Here is a 26,711-nt window from a genome sequence, read left to right as displayed (position 1 = left end):
CCTCACTAGTGCGCAAAGCGCCGCACGTCCAACGCAATCCGTGCATATGAGGATACTAGAATGCGACGATCCAGCCCCGGTCCGTAAGCACAACAGGGAGAATCTCAGCGCGTTCGCCAGCAGCGCTCCCTTTGAGCTTGGGAAATGCGGCCTGAACGTCAGGCAAGTTGGACCATGGAGCGAGATCGACTTTCGCGGTGTAATGGACCAGCGCCCGCTGGGTACCAAGGACAGTCTCAGGGCCTTCCCATCTCGTGACATTTAGGAGACTTCTTTTGCCGTAACATAGATCACCATCGGCGGCGTCCGCCATTCCTTGGCCGCGCGAGCCGGTGCGGAAAAATGGCTTCGCTGCTGGAGTTGGTTTATAGCGACGCATCTTCTGGAGGTAAGGACTCCGGCCATCGGAACTGCGAAGGTCCACCGTCTCCTCTGAATAGGCCACAAGCCCGGCTGCGGCCAGAGCGTCCATCTTCGTTACCGGGCTACCAGGCCGGCGCCAGGCGCTGTCGGTGAAATCTTCTGTCTTGATGTCCAGCGGCCACTTGTTCAATCCGAGGCAGAGCTCTCCATTTTCCGCTAAATACGTGCTGATGGCTGTGCCGAAATTCTGGGAGTTCGCGGTGGACTTACCGCAAGCTGTTACTGTGATCGCCAGGATAAATCCGACAATAGCCGTGATAGTTTGCTTACTCATCCGTTGGCGCGGGAGACCTCGGCTGTAGGGCCAGGGAGGGGTAGCGCACGACGCGTGGCGTCGCCCCAGTGCCCGCTCTCCTTTGTAGATGGCGCTACGCTGGTTACGAGAAACGGCCCGCCGAAGCGGGCCATCCAGAACTTGCTTTAGGGATAGGTCTTAAAGGACCAACTCTTACTGATCGGCACGCCGTTGCGCGCGCCGCTGAACGTCGCGGTGTAGGTGACTGCAGAGCCAAGCGGGGTCAGGGGGATGAAAAACGCAACCCCAGGGTTCAGCCCGCTGTCGGTCACGGCTGACCCAACCGATGCCGACTTCGCGTTCGGAGCTATCAGAATTCGACCGGGGACCGAAGCCCCGTTCCCATCCACAAGCGTGAACGACCCGACACTCAGCACGTCCGAGATGAGATCTGCGCGAACCCGGACCATAATTGGATGGCCGGGATTGGCGATGTCCGGTGCAGGTTGCGGCGTTTCACCGCCCAGCGCCCGATCAATGGTCTCTCCGTCCAGTGGCGAATAGGCAATGGCAGTTGCTGACATCTGTTGACCGCCTCCCACTGGAGTGCCGCTGTTCGTCGACACTCCAGTTTGTCCGGTGAATGTGCCAAGCTCAATCACGCAAGCGGTTTTGAAACCAAGTCCAACTGACTCAGCATTGCTAGTTAGTGATTGCAGGTGATAGACACTGTTCGTTAGACCGATGATGCATGAAGCTGCAGAACCACCGCCGCCGATATCCTCCGCTACCCAAGTGGATGCGGGGACGCCTGCCTTCGTTGCGCGGTCACGAGGATTCGCACCGGTGTAGCCGGGCTTTAGCGGATCTTCGGCATGTGCCAGCAAGATACCGTTCATATTGATATAGTCGGAGTGGGCTTGGGCCGCGATGTCGAGGAGCGGATCCTGCGCGAGCGCCCCGACACCCATCTGCACTCGGTAGTTATTGAGCAACGCGAACAGCTTGGAGCGTTCATCAGTGGCGGCATACGTCGGAGCAGGGACGCTCGTGGCCGGAGAAACTGACGTGGGCACTGCCGGCGTAACAGGGGTTGTAGGTGTTGTGGGCGTGGTAGGGGAACTGGTCGACGGCTGAGTATTGACGGCTTCACTACCACCACCACCGCACCCCGACAGCGCAGCAACGATGGACAAAATGAGGATTGTCTTTTGCATGATTGATTGACCTTTCCGATGGGTTGGTGCTTTGAAGCACAACCTCAATTTATCGCGAACATTTGTCCGTGCAACTCTAGCATGCACCGATTCGACGACCACACTTTGAGGCATAGCATCCCCCGTAAGTGGGGAAGAATGGTTGCACACTTCCGTAGCAATCGAATCCGCTATTCTTCTGTAGTTCTTTCACGCGCGATGCGTGGGCCGGATGTACCCATACTGCGATAGAGCCGTCTCCCACATTCTTGTGGGGAGAGATCCGGCGGGACAACCAGAGAACATTCGGTGAGGAATCTCCATGTCGCGACCCCTAATACTTGCCGCTGCCGCGGCGCTTGCCTGCCTCAGGCCCGCCTGGGCGGAACTCATTACTCTTCCAGAGGTGCCGATCACAGTTGCAGATTGCAAGCCCGGCTACGAATGGAGGACAGTCGGAGGAGTGGCTCGATGCACACCAAAGATTACTGACACCTGCCAAAACCACGGCTACTGGCCCACCGACCAAGGCGGCGGCTCCGCATACGTCCCTGGTGTTGGCACCTGCTATAACGATAAGCCGCCGCCGGTGTACGTGCCGCCACCACCGCCACCACCGGCGTGCTACTACTCGGGCACCCAGTTCATTAGTATCGTCGGGTGGGCTTCGGACTTCTCCTCGGAGCCGGCTTCGGTAACCGTGCGATACGCGTGGGGTGGCGACCAAATTGTCATTGCGACGATAGCCGGGCGAGCGGATTGGCCCAACTACCCGCAACTCTCCCCGGGCGGATCGATGTATAACGCAATGGTGTCGGTGATGGCTGCGCGAGGATTCCGTCCGGGCGGTGTCGCGACCCAATGGGGCGCATGGAACGATGGAGGACCCTACGCGTCGGCCTGGGGCGGCGTGACCTATCAGATTTGTCCAAACTGATGGGCGCCAGGCCAAGACGTCCCGCTCTCCTTTGGTTGAAGCTGGTCGCGTCGCTTCTCCTCGTTGCGGCCGGGCCGGCCCAAGCCTTTTGTTTCGACGAGGCCGCCGCGCGGTATGGCGTCAACCCATATGTTCTGCGCGGCATAGCCTTTGTCGAATCCGGCTTTCGCGCGGACAGCGTTAGCCGCAACTCGGATGGCTCAATAGACTACGGTGCGATGCAGATAAACAGCGTGCACCTGCCGGAGCTGCGGCGTTTCGGCATCGCGCCGCCGCAACTCATGGTGCCCTGCACGAACGTGATGGTCGCGGCCTATCTATATAGGAAGAAGATCGACCGCTACGGCAACTCTTGGCTGGCCGTCGGCGCCTACCATTCGGAGACGCCGGAGTACCGAGACGCCTACTGGCCGAAGGTTAAGGCCGCGGTCGACGGCTGGGTTGGGGCGGTGCGCTAAGTCCAGGCGCGCAAGCTTGGTACTCGCTTAGCCGCCAAAGGGCTGCCCGTCCGCCGCGCCCGTTTCCGTGAGTGCTCGTGCCTCGCATGCCGCCAGCAGCGCGGGATACTTCTCAGGGATCGCATCGAGGAAGCGGAGGCGCAACGCCTTCCGTGCTTCTCGAATCCCAACGTGCCAATGATAGAGATCGATTTCGTACTCGAATATGCGCATCCTGCGCATCAGCGCCTCCACGGCAGCCTCCTCGTCCGATAGCAGGTACGACCGGCCGATAAGCAGCTGCTCCATCTCGACGACGGGTACTTCGATGGCCGTCTGCTCGGACACCTCCATGATTTGCGCGCGCTTGCGCTCGAGCGCTGGAATGACATTGGCGGCGCGCTGGCGGGCTGCTTCCTTGGCCTGGGCGAATGCATCCGATGCCTCAACCTGCAGGACGCGGTAGCGCCCGTAGAGGAGGGAGGGGCGGCCCGAGCTGGTCTCGCTCAGGCGATATGCCTCGTCGGCGGCACCAAGGAGGCGCTGGATAAGCGACTTGTTCCAGCCGCGCTCAAGAAGCTGTGCAACCGTGTAGTAGTGATCGAGCGGAGGGATGGGAGGGAATGGAGATGGCATCCGGATAGTCTATGCGGAACCGCGCGCAGCACTGAGGCCGAAAGGTGTGGAAAACGCGGCTGCTCTCAGCCTGGCACCGGCGAGTTTGGAAGCAATTCCGGCAAATGGATGGCCAATTATTTGCCGGAATTCGCCAACGAGATAGAGCATTCGGGGCTAGCCGAGAGAGCATAATCGGCCAAAATGGTCCCGATTTTTCGCCACAAGTTGTTAATTTCTCTTTATAAATCAATGGCTTGATCGGCCACGAATTTGCCCGCGCGGGCAAATTCGAGCGGGCCGCGGAGCCAACCGCGCGATTCGGTGGAGTGCGGCTTCGAGGAGCACGCCAATGTGGTCGGCGCGATCACCATCCAATTCGGCCTGTCGCGTAGCGACACCTAGGCGGCGCCGTCCGACGATGTTGAATTCCGGTAAAGAGCTAGCTAAATATTTTCCAGAATTCCCATTTCTGCCAATAAAAACAACGACTTAGAGAGGCCAGAAGTGTTCACGGTGAACAGCGGAATGGGGCGGGGAAGCGATCCCGCCCCTGAGTGCGGGGGGCGGGCCGGACAAGCCGATAGAGTCTCGCCTAAGAGGAGACGCCCCAGCAGTAATAGCCGCGCGCATTCGCCATGATCGGGTTCGAGACCTTCCGGATGTCGGCGGCCGGAAAGCGCTTGCGAAGCGCTTCCTCGAACAGACCCAGACCGCCCCCGGTGAGAAGCACGTTGTCGAACGCAGACGACTTAACCCGGTTCATGAAGCGGTCAACCATCTCCTCGACGAGTTCCTTGGCTCGCGCATGGAATGGCTGCATATCGACATTGCCCAGACCCACCAAGGACAACTGCTGGCGTGACAGGCACAGCTCGGCGGTCCGATAATCAATGTAGGTTCCCAGCGCCTTGGTCATGTGATCGGCGAGCGAGTAGACGATCGATGTCACGCCACCTGAAATGGCGCCGGATTCATCGTAGACCGGTTTAGTCCCTCGCGACGCATACCAGTCGAATGTTCGTGCGCCTGGATCGATCGTAAGGTTGTTGCGGTCATCCTCAATCTCGCGTCTGCGGTCTTGTCCTTCGTCCACAGCCCAGGCGACCAGGCTGCCGACGGGTTGCGGCAGGATGCTCACTTCCTCGATCCGGACCGACACCTCCCGTCCATACGTACCCTGGAGCGGAGCGGGGACTGGAACGGAAAGTGCCTTGTGCTGATATTGCTCCTGCAGCTGGTCGCGATGGAGCTTGAAGGTAGAGATCGGCAGGCCGAGGATTAGAACCGGGATGGTTCGACGGAGGATACCGGTCTTCAAAAACATGTAGTGCAGGCCGCCGATTACCTGGGCTTTGTATTCAGGGCGGCTGCAATAGTCGTCGGCGATCATCGGCTCCAGGGCATGCAGGTGCGTGTCTGGGCCGACTAGGTAGTATTGGCCGTCGACAGTGACGCGCACCTCGTCCAGGCTGTGCTCTTTGCGGTGCAGACGATGGGCGTCGGCCGTTGAGCCAGTGCCTTCCGGTTTGGTGCGCGCTGGGTACACCARCTCGCCATCGCCCCAACACTGCTTGAGGTTCCCGAAGCCAACATCCATTCCTACCGCGAATCGGGCGGCGTTGTGACTCGACATAAAGCTGCTCCTTAGAAATCGTGCTTCCCGATTTTGGACTCGCCTTGGCGCTGCGCAACTGGCGAATACGCCGTCGAAACGGTGCCGTATTGAGCTTTCTCCAGCATCTCGAAGGCCCGAATGAGAAGCGACTTCGCATATTGCGCGCGCTGGCGGCTCCCAGCATGGCTTGGATACTGTTTTAGCCTTTTATGCAAGGGGCCGTCGTCGGGATTTATGCAAATCTCTACGTAAATCGAATCGGTTTTTCTCATGCTTTCGCCTTGTTCGGGAAATGCTCGTAGCATGCTTAAAAAATAAGCAAAAATGGGGTGGCTTATTAAGTACAAAAAGCTATAAAATTAATCAATTCCGTAGCATGTTCGTAGCAATATTTTTTTCTATCGGAGCTTTGAAGTCAAAAGCAAATACTCATCGAAAAACAGCTGCTCTCTAGGTCCACAGAGGAGCTGAAATGCGAGACTATTGCGGTATGCCCTGGCGGTAGTGGGCTCAAGAATTCAACGGTGCCGTCCGTAACGGCAGGAACTCAATCTCCAAGCTCGCCGAGCGCTCCGATGGAGTCGCTGCAGCTTGCCCAATAGCCAGTCGCCTTTTGGTTGCCACGCTTGCGTGTCCGCTTCCTACGGTGACTGGCTTCTTTTCGTTCGCTGGTGCGCCTAGGGTTGCCAATACTGAGGACACCGGACACGCGATCCCGCTTGGCTTAGCGGTCTGTTTTAGCAAATGCGTCTGGATGAGACACAGTTTCTCCGGACACGGACACGCCTAACGGCACACCCAATACACACACATCCCGATCGCCTGGAGGGCGGGGACACTGGTCACGAAGCCCGATGCAATCAAGGCAGCCTGCACAGAATGCCCATCAGAATCCACGGTCGGCGGTAGGGCGCGTGGGAGCGGTGACGGAGACGTTGCTGCGACGGTCGGGTTGCGTTGCTCCACGCGCTTGGCTCATCGGCGGAATCGCTAAAGGACGGAGCTGTTTGGGTTTAACGCAGCGCGAATGCGATCCGAATTACGGACGCATTTGGTTGTGGCGTCGCCAGAATTTCGTTGTATAAATACTGTATGGCGCACCTATTCGGGCGCGCTAGGCGGGCGTAGTGGAGATATGCGCTCCTAGAGGATCGGGAACGGAGGTTTGTATGGACGAAGGGGTTTTTGACGCTCCGAAATGAGGGGAGGCCAAGAAGGCCAGTGGACGTTGTTCAATTTCTCTATGGGGAGCAAACTGTCCGCTCGCTTATCGACAAGGATGGTCAAGCGTGGGTGTCTGCGTTGGACGTCTGCAAAGTCCTCGGCTACTCCAATCCACATGCTGCAGTGTCCGCGCACTGTGAAGACGCGGGGGGACTCGCGAAGCACGAGGTGCCCACTACCAGCGGAATCCAGGCTCTGAACTTTATCAACGAGAGCAATCTTTACATGCTGATTTTCGCCAGCAAGCTGCCAGCTGCCAAGGAATTCCGGCTTTGGGTGACGCGCGAAGTCCTACCTGCCCTTCGGACGCGCGGTGTGTATACGTTGAACGAAGGAAAAGCGCCCCCGCCGCTCCCCGCCGCTAGCCCAGATTTGGAAGAGGCGCTGTCCGATCTGAGCAAGCTGCCGATTCAGTTGTCATTCGCCCGCCAGGATGCAATTCGGTACCGGCTGCAATCGGAGGAGAAGGATCTGCGAATCGCCGAGCTGGAGCACGAGGTAAAAGTGCTCGAGCACCTCGCCAAGTGGCAGGAAAGCACGCGGAAGCTGCGGCATGCGCAGATGAAGCAGGCCGCTGAGCTTCGCGATAAGGGAAATACAGCGGGGCAAATCGGGCACCTGCTAGGCATCGAGGCGGCTAAGGTCGACATCCTGGTGAGCGGTTGGAAAGCCCTCGTGGCGCTCCAACTTGCCAACCAGCCGGCTTAGGAGCGCCTGGTTCAGATGGGACAGCTACCTGAAGAGCAAACATCCAACGCGTCAGAGGAAGCGTGGAGTGAGCCAGTAGGCCGTCTTCCGTTCGGGAGGCAGGGCGCGACGGTGCGCGGGTTCACCGACCCGCAGGGGCATCAGTGGTACTGCGCGATCGACGCCGCTAACGCCCTCAGTCTGACGAATTTTCGGGCGACGATCACACGCATTTGTCGCGAGCCTGGGGGCATCGGCCATCGGATTACTGAGAGCGGCGGCAAGCGTGAGCCTCTCATGTATCTCAGCGAAGGCAATTTGCGCAGGCTAATTGCGCGGTGCAAGAAGGTTGAGGCTGATGCATATCTGGACTGGGTGCTTGACGACCTAGTTCCGTCCCGGCGCGGACCAGAGGCGCAAGGCTTGGCGGTGCGGGAGAGCGAACTCGGGGGCGTCGAGCGTCCCCGAGTAGCCGCCGACGTATGCATGGCCATTGTGCGTCATGAGAACAATTCGCTAGCGACGGGGGAGGGGCAAATCAGTGCTGATCCTGGCGACGCTCAGTTTCTTTCTCTACCACTCGGCAGCGCTGGTGCCGTTGTACGGGGTTTCCGGGATACCGAAGGCCGTCGTTGGTATTGCGCGTCAGATGTTGGGAACTGTCTCGGAATGCAGAACAGCAGAGCGATGGTGGCCCATCATTGCCTTCCAGATGCGGGAATTGTTCGCAAGGAGATCCAGACCAATAGTGGCGGGCGAGCACTCGTCTTTCTCAGCGAGTACAACCTTCGCCGGCTGATTGTCAGGGCCTGCAAGCCAGAGGCGGAGGCTTTCTTCGACTGGGCGCTGGGTCAATTGGCGCCTGACGGGGAGGAGCCTCGGCGGCCAGAGCCTAGGCCCGCGCCTATTCCGGAGCCAGATCCAGCGCCGCCCTCCAAGGCCTGGGGCGTGGGCATGACGGCGTACGAGCGAGAAAGACACTGGGAAGGCGTCCAGCTTGCGCCAAGGCCGGGGCGGCAATCGCAAGAGCCGCGTCCGTCAAGTTCAATCCGGCACTGCGAGTTCTAAATGTCACGTACTCGATTCCGCTTTGGCAGGGATGCCGCCCCGCCCACGCCCTCGATTTCGGCACGAATCGCTGCCGTGCGGGCTGGCAGGCCGGCATCAAGCGTCTGGGCCAGGTGTCCTGGGGTGGCGAGGTCTCGTCGTGAAGCCTGACGCTCGGCGTGCGGCGGACGATGCGTCCTCGACCTACGCCGGTGCGGCCAGCCTGCCGGATTCCGCCAGCTCTAGCGAGGTCGAGCGCCATGCTGGGGTTTCTGCCGAGGCGGGCAGTTCGACGGCGCCGGCGCGAATGGAGACTGGGATGGGGATGAGCAGTAGGCCCGTGCTGACGCAGTTGCGAAGAAACAGAGGAGGATCGATGGCGGGGCGGTCGCTCCGGGAAGAGGGCTGAGCCGTGATCACCATCGACTACGCAGCGATCACAGAGCGATCAGGCTTGCCACCATCATTCATCGACGCTTTCAAGCTGCTCGCTGCGGGACATTTGAAGAAGATTCGCAGCCCAAATCGGTTGAGCGACAAGCCGGTGTCGTTCGAGACCCAGTATCGGCGTGTCATCAACCTGCTGGCCTCGTTCCGGGAGTTGCGGGAAGACGGCTACAAGTTGACCAGTCCGTGGAACCTGAAGCAGAAGCACATCGAGCACCTTGTGCGCAAATGGGTGCTGGAGCTGAAGCAGGCGCCCGGGACGGTGGAGAACAAGCTGACGTACTTGCGCACGATTGCCGCCTGGATGGGCAAGCACAACCTGGTCGGTAAGCTTGACGACTACATTGAGCGTCCTGACGACTACCGACGCACGTACTTTGCTGAGGTTGAGAAGACGTGGGACGCCAGTGGGGTAGATGTCGATGGGGTATTGCGGAAGATCGAGCAGTCCGACCGGCACGTCGCGACGCAATTGAGACTTCAGGCCGCCTTCGGCCTTCGCAAAAAGGAGTCCTTCCTGCTGAAGCCGCATCGAGTAACGGCAGATGGGCAGTTGCGGGTGGACGATGGAACGAAAGCAAAGCGGCCACGCAAGGTGCAGCTCGAGACCGAGGCGCAGTACAAGCTGCTCGAAGATGCATGTCGGATGGCCAATAGCATGAGCGGCACCACGATTCCTATCGAGTACAGCCTAGACCAGTGGCGCAATCACTATGACTACGTCTTGAGGGTCCACGGGGTGACAAAGCGCGAGCTGGAGATCACCTCGCACGGCTTACGGCACCAATATCTCAACGGCTTGTACCACCGGGTGACCGGGGAATTTTCCGCGATCCAAGGGGGAACGAAGCCTTTGGACGCCCTGCACCGTGAGGGGATGAAGCGGGTTGTTGAGGCCGCCGGCCACTCCAGGGAATCCAAGAGCAACGCTTACCTGGGCAAGCATGCGCCGGCGCGCCGGCAACCGCCGTCACGAGAGGAGGTCAGGGCTGCGCTGGATAGCTGCTGCCAAGAGAAGAAAGCGGCGGCGGCGAAGCTTGGGATCTCGCGGCAAGCGTTGTACCGCATCTTGGCGAAGGCCCCGAACGATCGATAACTCGCCGGCGACGGACCGTCGCTGGCCAACTTGGAGAAGGAAATGCACGAGGACCGCGAATACTCGGCCGCAGAGATTGCCGGAATCCTGGCAAGAGGTATCGGCGTCGAGGCGCTGGAGCATTGGCCATTGACGCCGTTGCCGGACTATGTCATTGGCGTTGCGAGGGCCGAGGTAGCCCTCGAAGGCGGCGACGACTTTGGGCAACTGGAAGACGCGCTTCGCCCGCGGCGCGCGCTGCGGACCGAATGGGGCGTGCTGGTCGTGGATCATTTCCGCGACTGAGACGAGTACACCGTGGCGATTCTCGGCTATCTAAAAGCCGACCCCTATCTGGAGTTGCCTCATCTGAGGAAGGAGGGAGAAACGGTCGGGATCTATCTGAGTGACCTGATTCTCGACGAGCTGCTGAAGTCTGCCAGTCAGGACCTATTAGCCGATGGGATCGACTGGGCGGACAACGACGATACAGGACAGGTCTTTTGTCTGATTGGCGTCGACGAACCGGGCTATCCACTTGCGTTCGGCCGTTGGCTCCAGGCCGCGGGGATCGAGAGACTGGCGGACGCCTGCCAGAAACCGGACTACCTGCGCAAGGTCGATTGGTCTTCGGGCTTGCCAATTTCGCAGATGCAAGTCAATTGAGCTCTTCCAGGCGGCCGCACTACCAACGCTGGTCGCCGCTTCTGTCGCACGCGCGCTTGTGGGAGATACACCGTGCAAGTTTGGCAATCTATCGTAGCCGCGGCCGCCATAGCGGCGGTGTGTGTCGTCGCCGGCGCCGGCCAGGCAGACGAAGACATACGCGGGCTGGACGCGGACGCCAATGGGATCCGCGACGACGTCGACGCTTGGATTGCCGGGCAGCGCTTTTCGGCGCCACAGCGTCTTGCTGCACAGCAGCTCGCGCGTGCTCTGCAGGCAACGCTCCTGCTTGATCCGCGGAATGCTCGCGCGGTGCTGGATGCTGCCGAAGCCGCCAATCACGGCGTTAGAGTAAGTGCGTGATAGCGCGGGGAACGACTTCCGAGGCCGGCTCCCGAACGGTGCTCGATATCGAGGCGATCACAGCGAACAGCGCGCCCCGGAAGCGAGCCTATCGCGCATACAACGCCAAGCTAAACGGGACGGTTTCCAGATCCCCCGAAGGCGACGGCTGCGAAGTGTAGCGTCTCAGCTGGCCTGTTGGCAGTCGCTATCTGACTCCGAAGCGGGCGGAGGTGTGAAGACCTGCCTCATGTGCGATATCAACTGCATGCGAGTCCGCGCGCCACGCCGTTCCAGGATCGCCGAAACGTGTTCCTTGACGGTGTTCTCCGTCAATCCCAGGCGCTGTGCGATCGCCTTGTTGGATAGCCCGTCGAGCAAATGGCGCAATACGGTACCCTGGCGGCTCGTGAGGCCGAGCTCCTCCGGCTTGATTGGGGTGCTGCTGAGTGCGGCGCCGGCGGGTTGATCATGTGCCGCCGCGTTGGCGGCATTGCCGGCATGCACCTCATGCGCGCGGAATGGCTTCATCCCCGATAGCAGCTGAGTTCGTGAGCGTGCGCCAAGGCGCTGCAAGATGGCAGAGACATGTTCCTTGACGGTGTTTACCGTCAGGCCTAAGCGGCGCGCGATGAGCTTATTTGGCAGCCCTTCAAGCAAGTGGGTGAGCACGTCCTGTTGACGCTCAGTGAGGCCTTGCCTAGCGGGTGTGACTGGAGTGGTGGGCGTGCTTTGTGTCTCGACGTCAGGCCACACCGTTGTGGGGGGTGCACCGGACTGGTCGATGTGGAGGGGGATGCGCTGCAGAACGACGGTGTCGAAGAAGCAGGCCTTCTCCGCGAGAGGAACACGCTCAACGGGTATTCCCATGTTCGCGCTCAAGAATGTGTTGCTAGCGCGGCCAAGTTCCTGTTGCCACACTCCCCGATATCCGTGGAACGCTAGCTTATAGCTGCGGCTGTCGCTGTAACTGCTTGCCGTCAGAATGTCGTGAAACTGACCCGTCATGCTTTCCCTGCCTAGTTATGCCGGTCTATCAACTCCCGCCGGCATCATTTCCAAAAGTGAAATCCGCTGCACCAACGCCGCATTGCGATCGCGCCGCAGACTGCGTTGGCTTGAGCGTCGCGATGACTTTACACCCCGGCTTCTCGATGAAGAAGAAACGATAGAAGAGTAGGGAGAGGTTCGAATGTCCACGTCCCGCAGGTTTGTGACAGACGGGGCACAAAGCGAAAACCAGATAGCCCTGTTGCTCGGAATGGCTAATGCGGCGCTTGCACCGCAGACGAGTGCGTAGAGGGCCTCCTGCACGCGTGTTTTTGAGCCTCTGGCGGCATGTGACGGGAGTTCCTGAGATCGCGCGAGATGGGCATTGGACGGCCCGAACTCCGGTCAATCAAGATGCCACCAAGATGTATGGCTATTACAACAAAATCTCCCGATTCGCGATCTCTGAGAAAAGGTCTGGCGTGTACATGCGGGCCGAACCAACAGCACCGCCTTCGCGTTGCCCGCGGCGAGCCAGCAGATCTGCATACCTCGCATTGACGGCATCCGGCGTCACATGCCGCGCGTCGATGCCGACCAGGCTGGACACGCGCCGGCGCACCCGGGCGATCAGGCTTGCCTCGGCGTGAGTCGGTACCGACGTCGGCCATCCTGCCGTATACTTGAGGTGGCCGGGCAGCATGGCTTCCATCGCTTGGCGCTCCGTAGCCGCCACCTTCGCCAGCTCAATGCGCTCGCGAATCTCTGCCGGCAGCAGGCTGGGAGCCACGATCGGCCGAGATCGGCATGAACCAGCACGCGGGGGCCGGCGTGGCCAATTTGGTCCAGATAGCGTGCGGTGGCAATGGCGCAGGCACGCCGCTGACACCTATAGCGACGACGCAGTCGTTGGCGAGGAGGGCGCGAACCTCCGGCGTTGCGGCGACCGGCGAATCGACCGCGCTGGACCTCGATTGCATCGCCGGCGCGACGAGCGAGCGGCCTTGCATAAACTGGATAGGGCGCCACGGGTCCATTCTCTTTTTCGCTCCTGCGCTATGGCCACGGCGCAATGCCGAGGCTCTTTGGCTAGGATACGGACCGTTTAGCCGATGCAACCCGGCATATTGCCCGGGGCTCAGGCAGGGGCGCCAACTCCGGGCAAGGAATGCTCAGCGAATTCCCGCGACCGTGCGGCCGATTGCTAGCAATCGAGCCTCTGGGGTGAGCTGGGTATTGCGCAAGGCGAGCAATACGAAGCCGATGGCCTCGGAGTAGTCTCGGACCAATGCCTTTAGCATGTCCAGGTCCTCGTTCGGTGCCATCAGCTTCGGACCGATATCGAGAAAGATCCGCCCGGCGTCCCAATCGATCCCCGGATGGATGTCCAGGACGGGCTTAAAGGGCGTGCCACCTATCGTGGCAAAGCCAGGGTCGTAAGTGACCGCAAGGATGCTGTCGCGCCGGTCGTTCGCGTGGAGATGCTCGAGCTTGCGGATTGCCTCCGCAAGTGGAAGTGGTTGGCGGTCTGTCCGTGCAGTCATGGCAGTTCTCCTGTTGGATTCTTCGATTCTTCGGGTCGGCGTGGCCAACCTACGATACCGACCAGTTGGCGGATGCAAGTGCCGGTTGCAAGCCGAAGCCAGAGCAGCCTCGAAAGAGCTCGGCCGCGCCGCGCAGATACTCCAGCATCCATTCGGTCACCAGCCACCGACGCCCCAGCCTCTCCGCCGCCAGCCCCGTTCGGACCGTGCCGCCAAACGGATCCACTACCAGGTCGCCCGGCTCCGTGAGGAAGCGCACGAAGAAATCCGGGATGTCCGTCGGTTGCATCGCGCCATGGATTGGAAGGTCGAGTTCTTTCGCACGCTTCCTATATAGCTGGGTATCCGCGCAGGCGTGGCCACGCTCGATGACGTTGCGCGGCAATTTCCCCGCTGTATCGCCGGCAAAGGCGCCTGGCCGCAGCCGATAGGCGCCATCGCCATAGATGGCGGTTCGCGCCTCGCCGCCAGCGGCGATCAGCTTCCTATGCCGTTCGGTATGTGCCTGTAGCACGCGGCGGTTGTCTGAGCGTACCCGGGCGGGATCATTCGTGAGCCAATAGACCAACTCGTGCGCGCTGCTTAGCTGGACGCGGTTGACGCAAGCCCACCAGGTTGGGCCAGGCGGCTTGCTGTAGTTGACCCACGGAATGCGGTCCATGAGAGAGAGGCCGAGCCGATCATGCAGCGCCAGCAGCAACCGCTCGGCATAGAGGGATCGCGCTGGACTTCTTGCCAGGTGGACGTCGTTCCCGATGTTGATCACGATGCTGCCGCCCGGTACTAGCTCGCGGACGATAGGCTCCAGCGCCTCGCAGAGAAAGTCGACATACTGCGCTTCGTTCGGGTTGCCGTAGGCTCGCGCCTGGCGGAGCGGGTAGGGCGGCGACGTAACGCAGAGCGAGATCGGCTCTCCCAGGCGCGGAAAAACGTCCCGTGAGCGGGCCCAGACCGCTACACCGAGATCCGTGCTGAAGGCGACTAGCCGAACACCGGCGCTGGCCTTGTGCAGCTTCTGCCGTGCATTCTCGCTCAGTCGCCAAAGGCCGCGTTCGCCTTCAACCCGCTCGATGATGCCCAACTGCCTCATGGTGATCTGGTGCCAGCGGATTTTGCGCGTAGCGGGACTGTGCATCGCGGCGGCGGCGCCTATCGGGACCCGGCGCTCAATGTCCAATCGGAGTTCCGGGCGCTGTGCGAGCTGGCGATAGAGGCTGCGGTTCTCGAGAGAGCCATCAGCGGAATCCGCATAGGCCTCGGCGATCGCACCGAAGAGATCGAGTTGGCGTGGAGGTGGTGCCATAGCGGGCATCCTTGTGTGAATGGATGCCTATTCTCGAATCCCGAATGACCAGCGCAACCATGCGCCGGTCCAATGTGCGAGGGCTGTGCAATCGCGAGCGACAAAAAAAGAGGGTGTAGGCAATGAAAACCTACACCCATCGGGAACGGCGAGGGGTCAACTCGCAATGCCGATTATGGGCGACGACACGGACTAAATGTTCCCTTCTTGCGGAGGGTTCGAAGGAGGGAAGCCATCGTGCTGCACGCCGTCGAGCAGGCGGCCTGCAGCCTTCTTGCCTGCGCGATGGACCATCGCCCAGCCGTCTGCCGCTGTGGCGCCGTTCGGATAGGCTACGGCGTCGTAGCCGCCTGGCACAACTCGACCGTCGAGAGCTACCGCAGCGGTTTCGAATCTGCCGGCACCAAAGTCTCCGGAGCCGTCTGCCCATTCACCGTTTTGCTTGTACAGGAACGGCACGTCCGCCGCCGCGCACTGGTCGCGCAGGCTCCGCGCCCAGGCCGGATGCCTCGGCCGTGCATGAGGGCCGCTCTCGCCACCGGCAATTACCCAGTCGATACCGCGATCACGCGCATCGCAGTAGAAGGGAATTGGCGACGGTGCATCATGCGGCAGCCTGATCGGCCCCAACAGCGGCTCAACGGATAGGAAGCGCACCCGGGCCGGCACGGCAAGCAGCTTCGGGACGTCGCGGTCGGCTTCGTCCTGGTTGCAGATGGTGGCGCCGAGCCAGACGCTGTCCGGCATACTCGGCGTCTCGAGCCTGTCCATCCAGAAAAGGTGCTGCGCGACCTCGAGCATCATGGCAGGCACGTTGCCGATGCGCTTCGTCAGCAGCAGCCAGTCCAGGTTGGGCGTTCTTTCGATCAGGTCGAACAGGTCCGCGCGCCAGGCCGGATCAACCTGGTTGTCGAACACGTCGGCCAGGCTGGCGCAGAAGACACGGCGGCGTGCGGGAGTCAGTACCTCGGTCGTGTGGCAGGCTGAGTTTGGGCAATGGCGGTGCGGATAGTCGTGGCCGAACTCGCACGCCTTGGAGTCCTTTTCCTCGCCGCGCCAGCCGCAGGCCGCGCACTCGAAGAATTTCTCTCTGTTCCAGCGTTCCGCCAGCTTCCAGTTGGCGGCCGACGTGCGGTGCCGATTTTCCTTGGCGCCCCACGTCACGCCCAGCACGCGCGCCGGCGTGGACACCTCGGCATAGCAGTGGTCGCACGCCGGGGACACCTTGGTGCAGCCGATCCACGGGTTGAACGTGGCGTCGGTCCATTCGATCTTGCTGTTCTCGCTCATGCAGCATCTCCCGTTGGCAGGAAGGTGCGCAGTGCCGCCGCCTTAGCGAGCATCTCGTCGTGGGCGGCCTTCGGTTCGTGGTCATCTCCCCAGTTGCCATCCGTGGCATTCCCTCTCGCGACGTTGGCAGCCTCCGCCTCGATCAGCTCAGCAGCCTCACGAATAGCCTTGTTCTTGGCCTCTTCGGAAAGGGCCGGGGCGATGGCGGCCAATTGTTGGCGAAGACGTTCTGCCTCTTTTTCGGCTTCTTCCCGCCTTCGTGCCTGCTCTGGGGTGAGGTACGGTGTGATGTCGTGAACCCTCCGCACAGCATCGAGCACTTTTCCGGCATCGACAGGCGAGATTCGGTAGCCGGCGTCGAATAGTGCGCCACCGATGGCTAGTACATAGGGGTTGGCCTCCGGAGCCTGAGAATCCGGCAAGGGCGGCCGCTCCGGGTACACCGAAGCCGCTCCAGGGCCGAAGGCTTGCCCCATAGTCCCTTCCAGTACTTCGGGCCGCGAGCAAGCCGGCTTACGCTCCAAGGCAGAACCCAGGCGCGCAACCATCGTGCGTAGCAGGGCACGGAAGGGGCCCGGCTGCTTCGCGTTTTCAGTCATGTTGGTCATGGCAAGTCTCTGTTCTCGATCGACCGAGCGAGGTGGTCCGCGCCGCCAGGCTCAGCAACACGTTTCGCCAACACCTCATCCAGGGTGCGTCCGCAGAACTCGCACGTGCCCTTGCCCCAGGCGCCGCCGGTCCAACAGTGACGGGAAGCTACGCGCAGGCCGGTCTTTGGGCTGCGTCCACTCAGGGCGCCGCACGACCTCAGATGCGGGCGGCTCAATTTCTCTTTCCTTTGGCGATCACGGCATCGACCCRGGCGGCTGGCGTTTCGTGCTTGCCGACGACCATATCCATGTCCGGCTGGATCCCTATCAAAGAGACCACCACGCTCGGCACGCTGTCGCCCTGGTCGCAGTCCTCCGTCACAACGTGCAGGCGCGGCTCAATCGAGCGCCACCGCTCCGCATCGCGATTCTCGTTGCTGTGCTGCCCTGGACTCGCTGCTAAGCACTCCAGCGTATCGTCCAGGGAGAGCTTGTCATGCAGGGCCTTCCACAAGGTCTCCAGCAGTGCTCGGTTCGTCCGGCCGTGCTTGTCCTGGTACTCGTCGAGCAAACGCGCCGCCTGCCGCGTGCGCACATCCTTGCGGTCGAACTCGGTGGTGATGTTGAGGAGCCAGCGCAAGGAGTTGAGGCCGCCGAACACGCTCTTTGCTAGGAGAACCTGTCCATCGATCACCGCTGCCGTGCTGGGCTGCTCTGAGGCTAGAAGGGCGCGTGCCTGGGTAAGGGACTCTGCGGAGACTTCCTCCTCTAGCAACTCTCGCCAGGCCGTTGGGAGTGCGCCCAATGAGTCGGCCCGGTTGAACAGCATCATGGCGAAATTGCCGACGTCCACGGGATCCCCTTTGGGAATGTGGCCAATCAGCGCCGCCGCTAGAAACGACGCCGGGCATCGTTCAGGATCATCCCAGCCTCGACGCCCCTTCACGCGGCTGGCAGCCATCTTCGCCTTCATGGCGGCGGCGAAGCGGTTCACTGCGGCATCGTCCGGATGCCCTTCAATGCAGGGCTGTTCTGCGGTCACGAGCTCCCGGGAATCGGGGTCGAAGTTCGATGGCGGCAGGCCGTAGCCGACAAACGCCAGCAGATGCCGGGCCGCGCCGACGATCAGGTTCTCGTCGGCGCCCTCCTCGCCGGACAAGTGCTGATCGCTGATGGTCAAGATCGTGCGACCGTCCTGCTCGACGCGCACGGACCAGTTCTCGCCCATGGCACGCGAGTCATTGGCCACCGCCTCGGCGCTCGAGTGCGGGCCGGCGAAGCGGCGTTTCATGTCGAACAGAGCGGCAGAAGGGTTTTGATTGTAGTACTCAACAGCGGCCCGTTCGTCATGGACGGTCCCGACGTGCTGAGGCAAGGGCGAGGACATCGGCTTCGCGGCCCGCTTGGCACGGATCTGCTCGACCTTCGTCCAGATGCGCGCGAGTTCTGTCTCGCCGGCCTCGTGCATGTCCAGACCCTGCGCCAGGCAAAGCGCGGCCAGCGTCACCATAACGCCGCCGACTTCCTGGGCTCTTTCGCCAACTGGGCGCCCATAGACGTAGTCCACAAGCTGATGCGCCTCGCTCTGCGTGGCCCCGCACGCTTGCACGAGTTCCAAGGCCTCTTCGAGGAAGCGGTAGTTGCGTTCCTGGCTATTCGCAGCGATCTCGGCGCCAAAGCACGCCAGCATCCAGGGTTGAACGCGCGCCTGGAATGCTGACTGCTCCGGCGGCTGGGGGGCGTGGGGCTGGGCTCGAATGGCGCGGGTGAGATCTGCGCGCACGTACTCGACGTCGGCGTCGTGTTGCCGGCCAGCGCACCAAGTGACCTCATGCAGATCACCGAATGAGGTGTTATCGGCGATGTCGCCCACAACCAACACGATGTGCTCCGGGGCGTTCACCACCACCGCCTGCGCGCCCTCGCGGTGTGTTACTGGCTGCGGCATGACACGCAGAGCTCTGCGCATGCGCTCCACGGCGTTCTCAGGTGTCACCGCACCGTACTGGAGTTCGGTTTGGATACCCAGGATTGCGCCGAGCAACTCCTTTGCATCTTGCCCTTCAGCGAATTGGACTCCTGCCTGGAAATTCTCGGTAGGCTTGCAGTCTTCGATCATCTTAGATGGCTCCTTTGACGATTACGGCGGAAAAGATAGCTGCGTACGTCGCTGCATTCGGTCTTGCCATGGTGGCGACGACGTCATTCCCATTTGTCAGGATGAAGTGGGTCTTTCGCTCGGCTAGCTTCCATCCTGGCGGGAGCGCTCCTTCGTGCTTGTCCTCGCTGGGCTGCTCTGCCGCCGAAGGAAGGCTAGTGCGGTGCGCAAGCTGCCAGCCGATCGGCAGCTCGGGCAGGCCGGCGTGGCGCTCGGTTGCGGGGCGGCCTCCCGAGCGGCGTTGAGCGTGTCGCACACCCATTGCACTATCTCGGTTTTCACTGTATGCAGTCAATAAACGACGTCACTCACAGTTGCCTCAGGCATAGCCCAAGGTAACAGCGCGGCATAGTCATCGGCCGTGGTGGCCAGAGGCAACTTGGTGAACAGCCAGACGAGGTAGCGATACGGGTCAATGCCGTTGGCTTTGCATGTCTCAACGAGGGAATAAAGATTGGCACTGGCATGCGCGCCTGCGACGGTGGAGGCGAATAGCCAGCCGCGGCGCCCGACGACAAATGGGCGAATCGCGTTCTCGCAAGGGTTGTTACATATCGGCCAAGAGCCGTTTTTTATGTAACGGATCAGCTTCGGCCACTGCCCGTTGAGGTAGTGCAAAGCCTTGCCAAGCAAGCCACCTGGCACGACGGTATCACGATGCTCGGTGAGCAGCTTTTCGATGAGATCGAGAACCCGAGCGCTGTAGCGCGCGCGTAAGCGCAAGCGTCGTTCAGCCGTCCATTGCGCGCTGCGCGCCTCGGCGGCATAGAGCTTGGCAATCAGCCTGACGAAGCGCGTAGGTAGCTGATCTGGCGAGCGTGCCGCTTTGGGAATGGCGTCCTCGGCCTTGATGAAGTATCGCCTGGCATGAGCCTTATGCCGAGCTCGGCATAATGCAGAGGATTTTTTGTTTAGCGGTCGCGGCCTCAGATGCATGAGTCGAGCCGGCGAGATCGGTCCGCGAGCGGTAAATAAAAAATCGTTTGTGCTAAACCGCTCCGCAGGCGCTGGCGTCTATGGGCATTGAATGAACGGCGCGGTGATTTGCGGTACCCGGCGCGTGGCCATCGCACGCCGGAAGCGGGCGGTCTGACAGAGCCGGTCGCGCGAAGACAGTGAGAATGCGAGGGTCAGCGGGCAGATAGTGCGGAGTTTCGCGACATTGTGATGGTGCGAAGACGGCAAAGCACGAGTTGGTTCGCGTTGGCCGCATGGGGAAGACCAACGTGCTGGGGGCTGGTGCTGATGCCGGTCAATGTCCATGACTGGGATCAGGTGGAGCCCGCGGCAGGATGCCAGGCACACCGCCTTCGATGCGGACCATGTGGCCCTTGCCGCAGACGGGGCAATCGCGCAGTGACCTGCCGGTGAGCCGCTGGTAACGGTCACGGTAGTCTTCCCCGATGGCGGGTGACGCAGCAGCGGGCGGCTCGACACCGAGCAGCCGTCGGCAGGTGGCGAGGCGCGCCGCCCGGTGGCAGTTGGCGAGCCACCCGTAGCTGCGGATGCGCTTGAAGCCGACGGGCAGCACGTGCAACAGGAAGCGGCGGATGAACTCGTCGGCCGTGAGCGTCATGGTCCTGTGGCGGGCTTCGTGACGGTAGTCCTTCCACCGGAAGAGCACCGAATCGCCATCAAAGCGCAGCAACCGGTTATTCGAGATGGCGACGCGATGCGTGTAGCGGCCCAGGTAATCGAGCACCTGTGCGGCGCCGCCAAACGGTGGCTTCGCGTAGACGACCCACTCCGCGTGAGCGGCGGGCGCGAGCCAGGCGGCGAACGCTCGCGGATCGCGCAACGGCTCGAGCTGGCCATGAAAACGCAGCGCGCCGGCGTCGAACGCGCGACGCAGTTGGTCGAGAAAGAGCCGCCGGAAGAGCCGCGAGAGGACTCGCACGGGCAGGAAGAAGCCGGGTCGGCAGGCGATCCAGCGCTCGCCGTCCGGGGCGATGCCGCCGCCGGGTATCACGCAGTGCACGTGCGGATGGTGCAGCAGATTCTGCCCCCACGTGTGCAGGACCGAGAGGAAGCCGATCTCCGCGCCCAGGTGCTTCGGGTCGGCGGCGATCGTGCGCAGCGTTTCGGCGCTGGTGCGAAACAGGATGTCATAGAGCACCCTCTTGTTCTGGTAGGCGAGCGCCGCGACGGGCTCGGGCAGCGTGAAGACGACATGAAAATACTCGACCTCGGGGAGCAGTTCGGCGCGCCGGCGTTCGAGCCATTGCGCGCGGGCGAGCGACTGGCACTTCGGACAGCAGCGATGGCGGCACGAGTCGTAGGCAATGCGCTGATGACCACATGTATCGCACTGCTCAACATGTCCGCCGAGCGCGGCGGTGCGACACAGCTCGATGGCGCTCATCGTGCGCCGCTGGGCACGACTGAGGGCGTCGGCATGGGTCTGCCGGTACTTTGGGCCGCAGCGGCGGAAGATGTCCGCCACCTCGAGCGCCGGTCGCATCGCCGGCTTCAGAAGTATGCGGGCGGTGTGGGCTCAGGCGGGATGGGTGCGGGATGCGGCAGCAGGTCAAAGGGACTCGGGGTCGCGCACACGGTGCTGGTAGCCACTTTCAAGTAGCGCGCCGTCGTCGAAAGGCTGCGATGGCCCATCAGCAGCTGGATCCGGCGCACGTCGGTGCCGGCCTCCAGTAAATGCGTGGCGAAGGCGTGCCGCAGTGAATGCGGTGTGATGGGTTTCTTGATGCCGCTGCGCTTACGTGCAAGCTGGCATGCCTGGCCCACGGCATCGCGGCTGATCGGTTGCCCGGAAACAGCCACTCCCGCGGGTGAGCGTCCTGCCAGTACAGTCTCAGGATCTCGAGCAGCCGCGGCGACAGCATGACGTAGCGATCTTTCCTGTTTTTGCCCTGGTTCACACGGATGACCATGCGCTTGCTGTCGATATCGGTGACCTTCAGATGCACGACTTCTGACACCCGCAGTCCGGCGGCGTACGCGGTCATCAGGATGGTGCGCTGCTTGAGACTGGCGATCGACTCGAAGAAGGTCGTGATCTCCTCCAGGCTGAGGATGACTGGCAGTCGGACCGGCTTCCTCGGCAAGGGAAAGTCCTCGTCGCTCCAGTCGCGTTTGAGCGTCACGCGGTAGAGAAAGCGCAGTGCGCCGATCGTTGCGCCGAGACTGGCGGGTGCCAGCTTGCGCTCTTCACGGAGATAGACGAGCCAGGCTCGGATCTCCTCTGGACCCAGCAGTTCGGGCGAACGGCGAAAGTGCCGGGCGAAACTGGATACCTGAATCAGATAGGACTTCTGGGTATTCTCTGCAAGGTTGCGGATCTGCATGTCATGCAGCATGCGTTGGCGCAGTGGCGTCATGGCGAGCCTCCTGGAAGCAGTGGGTGGAATGCCCAACCGGGCATTCACATACTGCTCCTGGCGACACCGCTCACCACCTCGCTGGGGTTCAGCGCCAGACAACCCTCTTCATGAAACGTCAGCCATAGACCTGTGCCCACCTCCCACTACCGCGTCAGCGGTTTAGTACTAGGCGCATTATCCCGAGTGCGGTTTTATCTTGAATGAAGTCGCTTAGCGGGCGTTCATGCGGTCGATCGATGATCCGAGCTTCAGATAAATTTGGATTGCTCACAGGGACTTCAAGAACGCCAGCATATCGCCCTTTGGCTTCCATGTCTTCGCGTTCGCCGGTTCAATGCCAGACTTCGTCCAGAATGCGAGCATCGCCTCGCGCTTCATCTGCAGGTTGGTCGTGATGTAGCGGCCGGTCGTGGCGACGCTGGCGTGGCCGAGATAGTCACGGATTACCGTCACGTCGGTTCCTGATTGCAGAAGCGCAACGGCGCAACTGTGACGCATGACGTGTGGCGTGATGTGCTTGCGTCGCAGCACTGGGTTGTCGCGAGCCGCCGCCGCTACGTGTTTGCTGAGAACGTAGGCGACACCATCGCGGGTCATAGGTTGGCTGTTTCGATTGAGGAATACGCACTGCTCATCGGTAGCGCCTGACATACCGCGCAGTCGGTGCAGCGCGTTGGCCGTCTCCGTCCAAAGCGGCAACAGGCGCTCCTTCTTACCCTTGCCGTGCAAACGAACCTGTCGTGGTGAGGTCAATTGCAGATCGTCCCATCGAAGTTCGGCAGCCTCGCTGACCCGAGCACCAGTGTTGTAAAGAAAGAGCAGAAGCGTGTAGTCACGCCAACCGTCGACGGTGCGCCGGTTGGGCATGCTGATGATCAGGCGGACATCCTCGGCCTCAAGGTAGGTCGCTGGCCGCTGACGAGCCTTCTTTGCCGGGATCGCTAGTACTCGCACGTACTGCTGCGAGTGCGCCAAGTCGTTGCGCAGGAGATGCTTGAAGAACCCACGGATCGCTGCTCGCCGGCAATTGCGTGTTGCTGCAGAATTCGATCGCTGCGTCTCGATATGATTCAGGAAGCGCGTCACGGCATCAGCGTCGATGTCGCCGAGCTGCAAGGAAGCAACCGCTCGGCGGCGCTGGTCAGCAACGAATTTGAAAAACAGCGTCAGTGCATCACGGTAGGCTCGAATGGTGTGGACGCTGGCACCTCGCTGCGTTGGCAGGTACTCTGTGAAGTACGACTGCACATGTGCGAACAGCCCATCCTGTGACCGGCTCATGGCAATCTGCGCTTGCGGCGCGAGAGCTGTTCGAAGCGCTGGCTCGCGAGTTGCAACAGCTCAGGCGTGGCCTTGAGATACACCTCCGTGCCGAGGACGTTCTGGTGGCCAAGGTAGGCCGACAACCACGGCAGCTTCGCGTGCACGTCAACACCCTCAACGGCCCAAGCGGTCAGCCGATGTACGGCGAAGGCATGTCTCAACTCGTAAGGCCTGGCACCCGATCGCCCGCGTGGCGGCTTCAAACCGAGCGCACGCAGCAGATATCGCAACGCATCCGAGGCCGCACGCACAGTGAGCGCTGATCCGTCGCGACGGATGAAGAGTGTCAATGGATCGTCGGCCCGGCTTGCCGACAGGACTTCCTTGCGCTGGCGCAGGTAGAAGCGTAGTTCGGCGACTAAATCGTCGCGGATTGCCAGGATGCGCGAGCGCCCCTTGCACTGTCAGAACGGCCATGCGTAGATCGACGTCGGCCAGATGCAGCCTGGTAGCTTCGCCCAGCCGCATCCCGGTGCAGTACAGTACGAGCGTGAGCGCGCGCAACATCGCACCCCACATGTTGCGACCTTCGTGCCGCGTGGCAGCGTCCAGCAAGGCAAGCACCTCTTCGCGACTGAAGATGTAAGGCACGAACACCGATTCCTTGACCGGCGCCACCGCGTGATCGGGGGCGAAGCCATATGGATCGCTGCGGCGGCGGAACAGGCACAACTGGCGCACGACACCGAATTCGTTACCCACCGTGATGGCCTTGCGGCCTTCGATCCGCGTCACCCACTGTGTCACCACTTGGTCTAATGCCACCGGGCGGTCGCCGTGCCGGTCACGGACGAAGCGCACGAAGCCGTTGAGCACGAACTCGGCACGGCGGTAGCCCATGCCCATGGCCCGCTTGAACGCCAGGAACTGCATTGCGTCGCGAGCCAGGGCGGTGGCGGTAGTCTTCGTGCTCATCGCGGCACCGGAAGAGAGACCTCACGCAGCGACTGTGTGGCGATACGCACATAGGCAGACTCACGAATTTGACGCCGGTCTTCGGTCGCGACATCTGCAGCGTGCTGGCATCCCAGTCAATGTCCTGCAGTTGCAAGCCGATCACTTCGCCAGCGCCCAAACCATAGGTACTCATCATCAACAGCAGCGCATGGTCGCGCAGTCCGCGTGCCGTGCTTGTGTCCACAGCGCGCAGCAGTCGCCGAACGTCCTCCCACGGTAACGCGCGTTGGGGGCGTTCGAACCTGGGCTGTACCGGCGAGATTACCCCATCGGCCAAGTTGGTGCGAATGCGCCCGCTGGCCAGCAGGAACCGGGAAAAGGATCTAATCGTGCTGGCGATGCCGGCTGTCGTCGAACGTGCATAGCGACTGGCGCATTCGATTAGGAATGCGTCGATGTCGGGCAAGCTCAGACGACGCCAGGATTTGCCAGATCGACGCAGGTGCTCCAAGAGCTTGCCGACATCGTCGAGCTTCTTGCGAATCGTGATCTCAGGGTTGCCACGATGTTGCCCAAGGTAGTCAGCGTAGCCACGCAGAACCGCCGTAGCAGGTCGTCGACGGCGTTCGATGGATTGCCACGGCGACACCGGCAAGCCCATGACTTCGTAAACGCGCCGCAGCGAACGCAGAGACGAACTCGCGAGACCGAGATGCACGGGGTTGATCTTGCGAAAGCGCGTGTACCAAGCCCGGAAGCGTTTCACGCCGGCGCGCGATAGCTCGGCGCCTTCCTCCAGCCCACGGGCACGGCAATAGCGTCGAAACCGACCGATCCACTGCAGGTACTGCTGCGCGGTACTTGCACGGATACATCGATCGCCATGCCATACGCGCAGAATGTCCTGCACGCTAGGTGTGCTCTCGGAGGGCTGGGGCTTGGGTGACTGCGTGTCCATGCAAGCATATACGCAAGCTCGTCCTAATCGGATTCAAAAGCTCATTGAACGCGCTGGATTTATGTGGGGCTGCGCCACCCTGGCTCCTCGTGTGGACAGAATCTAATGCGTCGCGCACCAGATAAAGCCGCACTCGGGATAATGCGCCCAGCAACCGACTTCGATGATGCGGCCGGTGCGATAGAGGGCATCGTGGCCACTGTAGGCGTCGGCCTGCAGGTACCCCCGATAGTCGCGCAGGAAGGTGAGCGGATGGGTGGCGGCACGGGATTCGGCGAACTCGAACATGACCGCCGGCGGGTGATCGACCCACAGCCCATTCTCCTGCCGCTGACCGGCTCCGAGGTAGCCCCACAGGTGCGCCTGCTTGGTGGTGGCGCGCCCGCGTTCGAGCAACGGCAGCGTGGTGTCGTCCAGGTGCAGGCGCGGTGCCTGCAGGATGTGGGTGCGCAAGGATGGCAGGAGCGTCTCCAGCAGCTCGGCCGACCCCAACTTCCATTCGCACAGTGTGGCACGCGGCAGATGAATGCCCAGGCGGGCGTAGCCCATCTCCTGCCGGTGGATCGGCAAGTGGTCCACAAAGGTATTGACCTGGATGTTGGCGAGCAGGCCCGCGCTGGCGTTGCTCTTCGGTAACGGCGAGGGCTGCGCGGTGGCGGTCACGATGGTGGACTCATCGTTCTTCATGGCCGCATACTTGAAGCGGATGTGCTCGATGACGGTAAGCTTGGCTGGCTCGTAATGCAGCGTCTCGCTGCGCTCCTCGCCGATGCGCTGCAGTGAATCGAAGGCGGCCTTCTCCGCCGCGGACAGATCGTATTCGATCCGCGTGCGCGGTAGGTCCTTGGGCAGTGCCGGGCGCCCCTTGCGGGTGTGGCCCGCCACTTTGACCTCTGAGGCGGTTGCCGGTGACGGCAGATCGAGCGGCGCGGCAAAGAGTTCGGCCTGACCCGGCAGACGTTCGGAGCTGGCGCCGAAGTGCGCGCGGTTAAGCTGCGCGATCTGGTGCTTCAATATCTCCAGTTGCTCCCACAGCGCGCGGGCGACCCGGTTCTGCTCCAGCGCGAGGGTACGTACCGCCTCGAGATCGGCTGGCAGGTCGGAGGGTGTCAGTACCGGAAGCATGGCGCCATGATGCGCCAGCGCCGGCAGGTTTACAAGTCACAAGATGCGCGTGGCAGCGACGGTGCAGTGGGGCCGAACCGCAGGGATCTCGATGCCTTCGAGCCAAGCGTTCAATTCGGCCAGCGTGAAGCCACGCTGGGCTAGCGTCGCCGGCGAAGGAAACCGGCCGCGCGAAAGCCGCTTGTACCACAACGCGAAGCCGGTGCGGTCCCAATACAGAATCTTGACCTTCGATCGATCGCGGCC

The 26,711-nt window shown here is 61.6% G+C and carries 26 protein-coding genes and 2 pseudogenes; 7 read left to right on the top strand and 21 right to left on the bottom strand.

The annotated features are described in order from the left end of the window. Positions 1-55 precede the first annotated feature (55 nt). On the bottom strand, positions 56-697 hold the full coding sequence (locus tag AC1DN0_RS17365; RefSeq protein WP_477103123.1) for a hypothetical protein: 642 nt from the start codon (positions 695-697) through the stop codon (positions 56-58). A gap of 146 nt (positions 698-843) precedes the next feature. Further along, a complete protein-coding gene (locus tag AC1DN0_RS17360; RefSeq protein WP_477145867.1) occupies positions 844-1,875 on the bottom strand; it encodes a CAP domain-containing protein in 1,032 nt (343 codons plus the stop codon). A 951-nt stretch (positions 1,876-2,826) separates the two neighbouring features. Here AC1DN0_RS17360 and AC1DN0_RS17355 point away from each other — a divergent pair. Beyond that, entirely contained in the window at positions 2,827-3,249 is a 423-nt protein-coding gene (locus AC1DN0_RS17355) for a lytic transglycosylase domain-containing protein (RefSeq protein ID WP_477103121.1), read from the top strand. Between the two features lie 27 nt (positions 3,250-3,276). On the opposite strand, the gene AC1DN0_RS17350 is transcribed toward AC1DN0_RS17355, so the two are convergent. From AC1DN0_RS17350 to AC1DN0_RS17340, 3 genes are all read right to left on the bottom strand, one after another. Further along, positions 3,277-3,864 (bottom strand): hypothetical protein, encoded by a 588-nt coding sequence (locus AC1DN0_RS17350; protein ID WP_477103120.1) that lies wholly within the window; start codon positions 3,862-3,864, stop codon positions 3,277-3,279. A gap of 574 nt (positions 3,865-4,438) precedes the next feature. Beyond that, a complete protein-coding gene (locus tag AC1DN0_RS17345; RefSeq protein ID WP_477103119.1) occupies positions 4,439-5,479 on the bottom strand; it encodes a ParM/StbA family protein in 1,041 nt (346 codons plus the stop codon). 11 nt (positions 5,480-5,490) lie between these two features. Next, entirely contained in the window at positions 5,491-5,733 is a 243-nt protein-coding gene (locus AC1DN0_RS17340) for a hypothetical protein (protein ID WP_477103118.1), read from the bottom strand. A 949-nt stretch (positions 5,734-6,682) separates the two neighbouring features. Between AC1DN0_RS17340 and AC1DN0_RS17335 the strand changes: the two genes are divergently transcribed. From AC1DN0_RS17335 to AC1DN0_RS17310, 6 genes are all read left to right on the top strand, one after another. Beyond that, the gene (locus AC1DN0_RS17335; RefSeq protein ID WP_477103117.1) at positions 6,683-7,393 is read left to right on the top strand and encodes a BRO-N domain-containing protein; all 711 of its coding nucleotides are present in this window, start codon (positions 6,683-6,685) and stop codon (positions 7,391-7,393) included. Positions 7,394-7,408: 15 nt separating this feature from the next. After that, positions 7,409-8,440 carry a BRO-N domain-containing protein gene (locus AC1DN0_RS17330; RefSeq protein ID WP_477103116.1) on the top strand — a complete coding sequence of 344 codons (1,032 nt, stop codon included), beginning with the start codon at positions 7,409-7,411 and terminating at the stop codon, positions 8,438-8,440. 391 nt (positions 8,441-8,831) lie between these two features. After that, positions 8,832-9,962 (top strand): integrase domain-containing protein, encoded by a 1,131-nt coding sequence (locus AC1DN0_RS17325; protein WP_477103115.1) that lies wholly within the window; start codon positions 8,832-8,834, stop codon positions 9,960-9,962. 42 nt (positions 9,963-10,004) lie between these two features. Then, a complete protein-coding gene (locus tag AC1DN0_RS17320) occupies positions 10,005-10,247 on the top strand; it encodes a hypothetical protein (RefSeq protein WP_477103114.1) in 243 nt (80 codons plus the stop codon). A gap of 12 nt (positions 10,248-10,259) precedes the next feature. Further along, entirely contained in the window at positions 10,260-10,607 is a 348-nt protein-coding gene (locus AC1DN0_RS17315; RefSeq protein WP_477103113.1) for a hypothetical protein, read from the top strand. Between the two features lie 72 nt (positions 10,608-10,679). Further along, positions 10,680-10,970 carry a hypothetical protein gene (locus AC1DN0_RS17310; RefSeq protein ID WP_477103112.1) on the top strand — a complete coding sequence of 97 codons (291 nt, stop codon included), beginning with the start codon at positions 10,680-10,682 and terminating at the stop codon, positions 10,968-10,970. 165 nt (positions 10,971-11,135) lie between these two features. Here the strand turns inward: AC1DN0_RS17310 and AC1DN0_RS17305 are convergent, their stop codons facing one another. The 16 genes and pseudogenes from AC1DN0_RS17305 to tnpB all read right to left on the bottom strand — a co-directional run. After that, positions 11,136-11,957, bottom strand: a complete 822-nt coding sequence (locus tag AC1DN0_RS17305; protein ID WP_477103111.1) for a response regulator transcription factor — start codon at positions 11,955-11,957, stop codon at positions 11,136-11,138. A gap of 418 nt (positions 11,958-12,375) precedes the next feature. Continuing rightward, positions 12,376-12,651, bottom strand: a complete 276-nt coding sequence (locus tag AC1DN0_RS17300) for a hypothetical protein (protein WP_477103110.1) — start codon at positions 12,649-12,651, stop codon at positions 12,376-12,378. A 460-nt stretch (positions 12,652-13,111) separates the two neighbouring features. Then, complete coding sequence (locus AC1DN0_RS17295) at positions 13,112-13,483, bottom strand: hypothetical protein (RefSeq protein WP_477103109.1); 372 nt, start codon at positions 13,481-13,483, stop codon at positions 13,112-13,114. Positions 13,484-13,532: 49 nt separating this feature from the next. After that, complete coding sequence (locus AC1DN0_RS17290) at positions 13,533-14,786, bottom strand: DNA-methyltransferase (protein WP_477103108.1); 1,254 nt, start codon at positions 14,784-14,786, stop codon at positions 13,533-13,535. A 192-nt stretch (positions 14,787-14,978) separates the two neighbouring features. Continuing rightward, the gene (locus tag AC1DN0_RS17285) at positions 14,979-16,076 is read right to left on the bottom strand and encodes a phage Gp37/Gp68 family protein (RefSeq protein WP_477103107.1); all 1,098 of its coding nucleotides are present in this window, start codon (positions 16,074-16,076) and stop codon (positions 14,979-14,981) included. After that, positions 16,073-16,684, bottom strand: coding sequence for a hypothetical protein (locus AC1DN0_RS17280; RefSeq protein WP_477103106.1), 612 nt, complete (start codon positions 16,682-16,684; stop codon positions 16,073-16,075). Before AC1DN0_RS17280 ends, AC1DN0_RS17285 begins: the two co-directional genes overlap by 4 nt. Before the next feature lie 214 nt (positions 16,685-16,898). Next, positions 16,899-18,785, bottom strand: coding sequence for a hypothetical protein (locus AC1DN0_RS17275; RefSeq protein ID WP_477145866.1), 1,887 nt, complete (start codon positions 18,783-18,785; stop codon positions 16,899-16,901). Positions 18,786-19,115: 330 nt separating this feature from the next. Then, positions 19,116-19,760: an IS66 family transposase gene (locus AC1DN0_RS17270; RefSeq protein ID WP_477103104.1), complete on the bottom strand. Its 645-nt coding sequence runs from the start codon at positions 19,758-19,760 to the stop codon at positions 19,116-19,118. A gap of 316 nt (positions 19,761-20,076) precedes the next feature. Continuing rightward, positions 20,077-21,285, bottom strand: a complete 1,209-nt coding sequence (locus tag AC1DN0_RS17265; protein ID WP_477103103.1) for an IS91 family transposase — start codon at positions 21,283-21,285, stop codon at positions 20,077-20,079. A gap of 8 nt (positions 21,286-21,293) precedes the next feature. Continuing rightward, positions 21,294-22,126 (bottom strand): annotated as a pseudogene (locus tag AC1DN0_RS17260) (tyrosine-type recombinase/integrase). 303 nt (positions 22,127-22,429) lie between these two features. Further along, complete coding sequence (locus AC1DN0_RS17255) at positions 22,430-23,443, bottom strand: site-specific integrase (RefSeq protein ID WP_477103101.1); 1,014 nt, start codon at positions 23,441-23,443, stop codon at positions 22,430-22,432. Next, complete coding sequence (locus AC1DN0_RS17250) at positions 23,440-23,823, bottom strand: site-specific integrase (RefSeq protein ID WP_477103189.1); 384 nt, start codon at positions 23,821-23,823, stop codon at positions 23,440-23,442. The genes AC1DN0_RS17255 and AC1DN0_RS17250 overlap by 4 nt, the downstream gene beginning before the upstream one ends. Positions 23,824-23,944: 121 nt before the next feature. Beyond that, a pseudogene (locus AC1DN0_RS17245) lies at positions 23,945-24,004 on the bottom strand (hypothetical protein); the annotation flags it as partial. A 265-nt stretch (positions 24,005-24,269) separates the two neighbouring features. After that, positions 24,270-25,292: a tyrosine-type recombinase/integrase gene (locus AC1DN0_RS17240; protein ID WP_477103100.1), complete on the bottom strand. Its 1,023-nt coding sequence runs from the start codon at positions 25,290-25,292 to the stop codon at positions 24,270-24,272. A gap of 150 nt (positions 25,293-25,442) precedes the next feature. Next, positions 25,443-26,465, bottom strand: a complete 1,023-nt coding sequence (tnpC, locus tag AC1DN0_RS17235; protein ID WP_477103099.1) for an IS66 family transposase — start codon at positions 26,463-26,465, stop codon at positions 25,443-25,445. A 36-nt stretch (positions 26,466-26,501) separates the two neighbouring features. Continuing rightward, positions 26,502-26,711: IS66 family insertion sequence element accessory protein TnpB (gene tnpB, locus AC1DN0_RS17230; RefSeq protein ID WP_477145865.1), on the bottom strand; the 210-nt coding region annotated here is incomplete at its 5' end.

It is taken from the genome of Cupriavidus sp. 05N39, from assembly GCF_056397325.1.
Note: the sequence above shows the minus strand (reverse complement) of the source record. Positions and strands in the feature narration are given on the sequence as shown.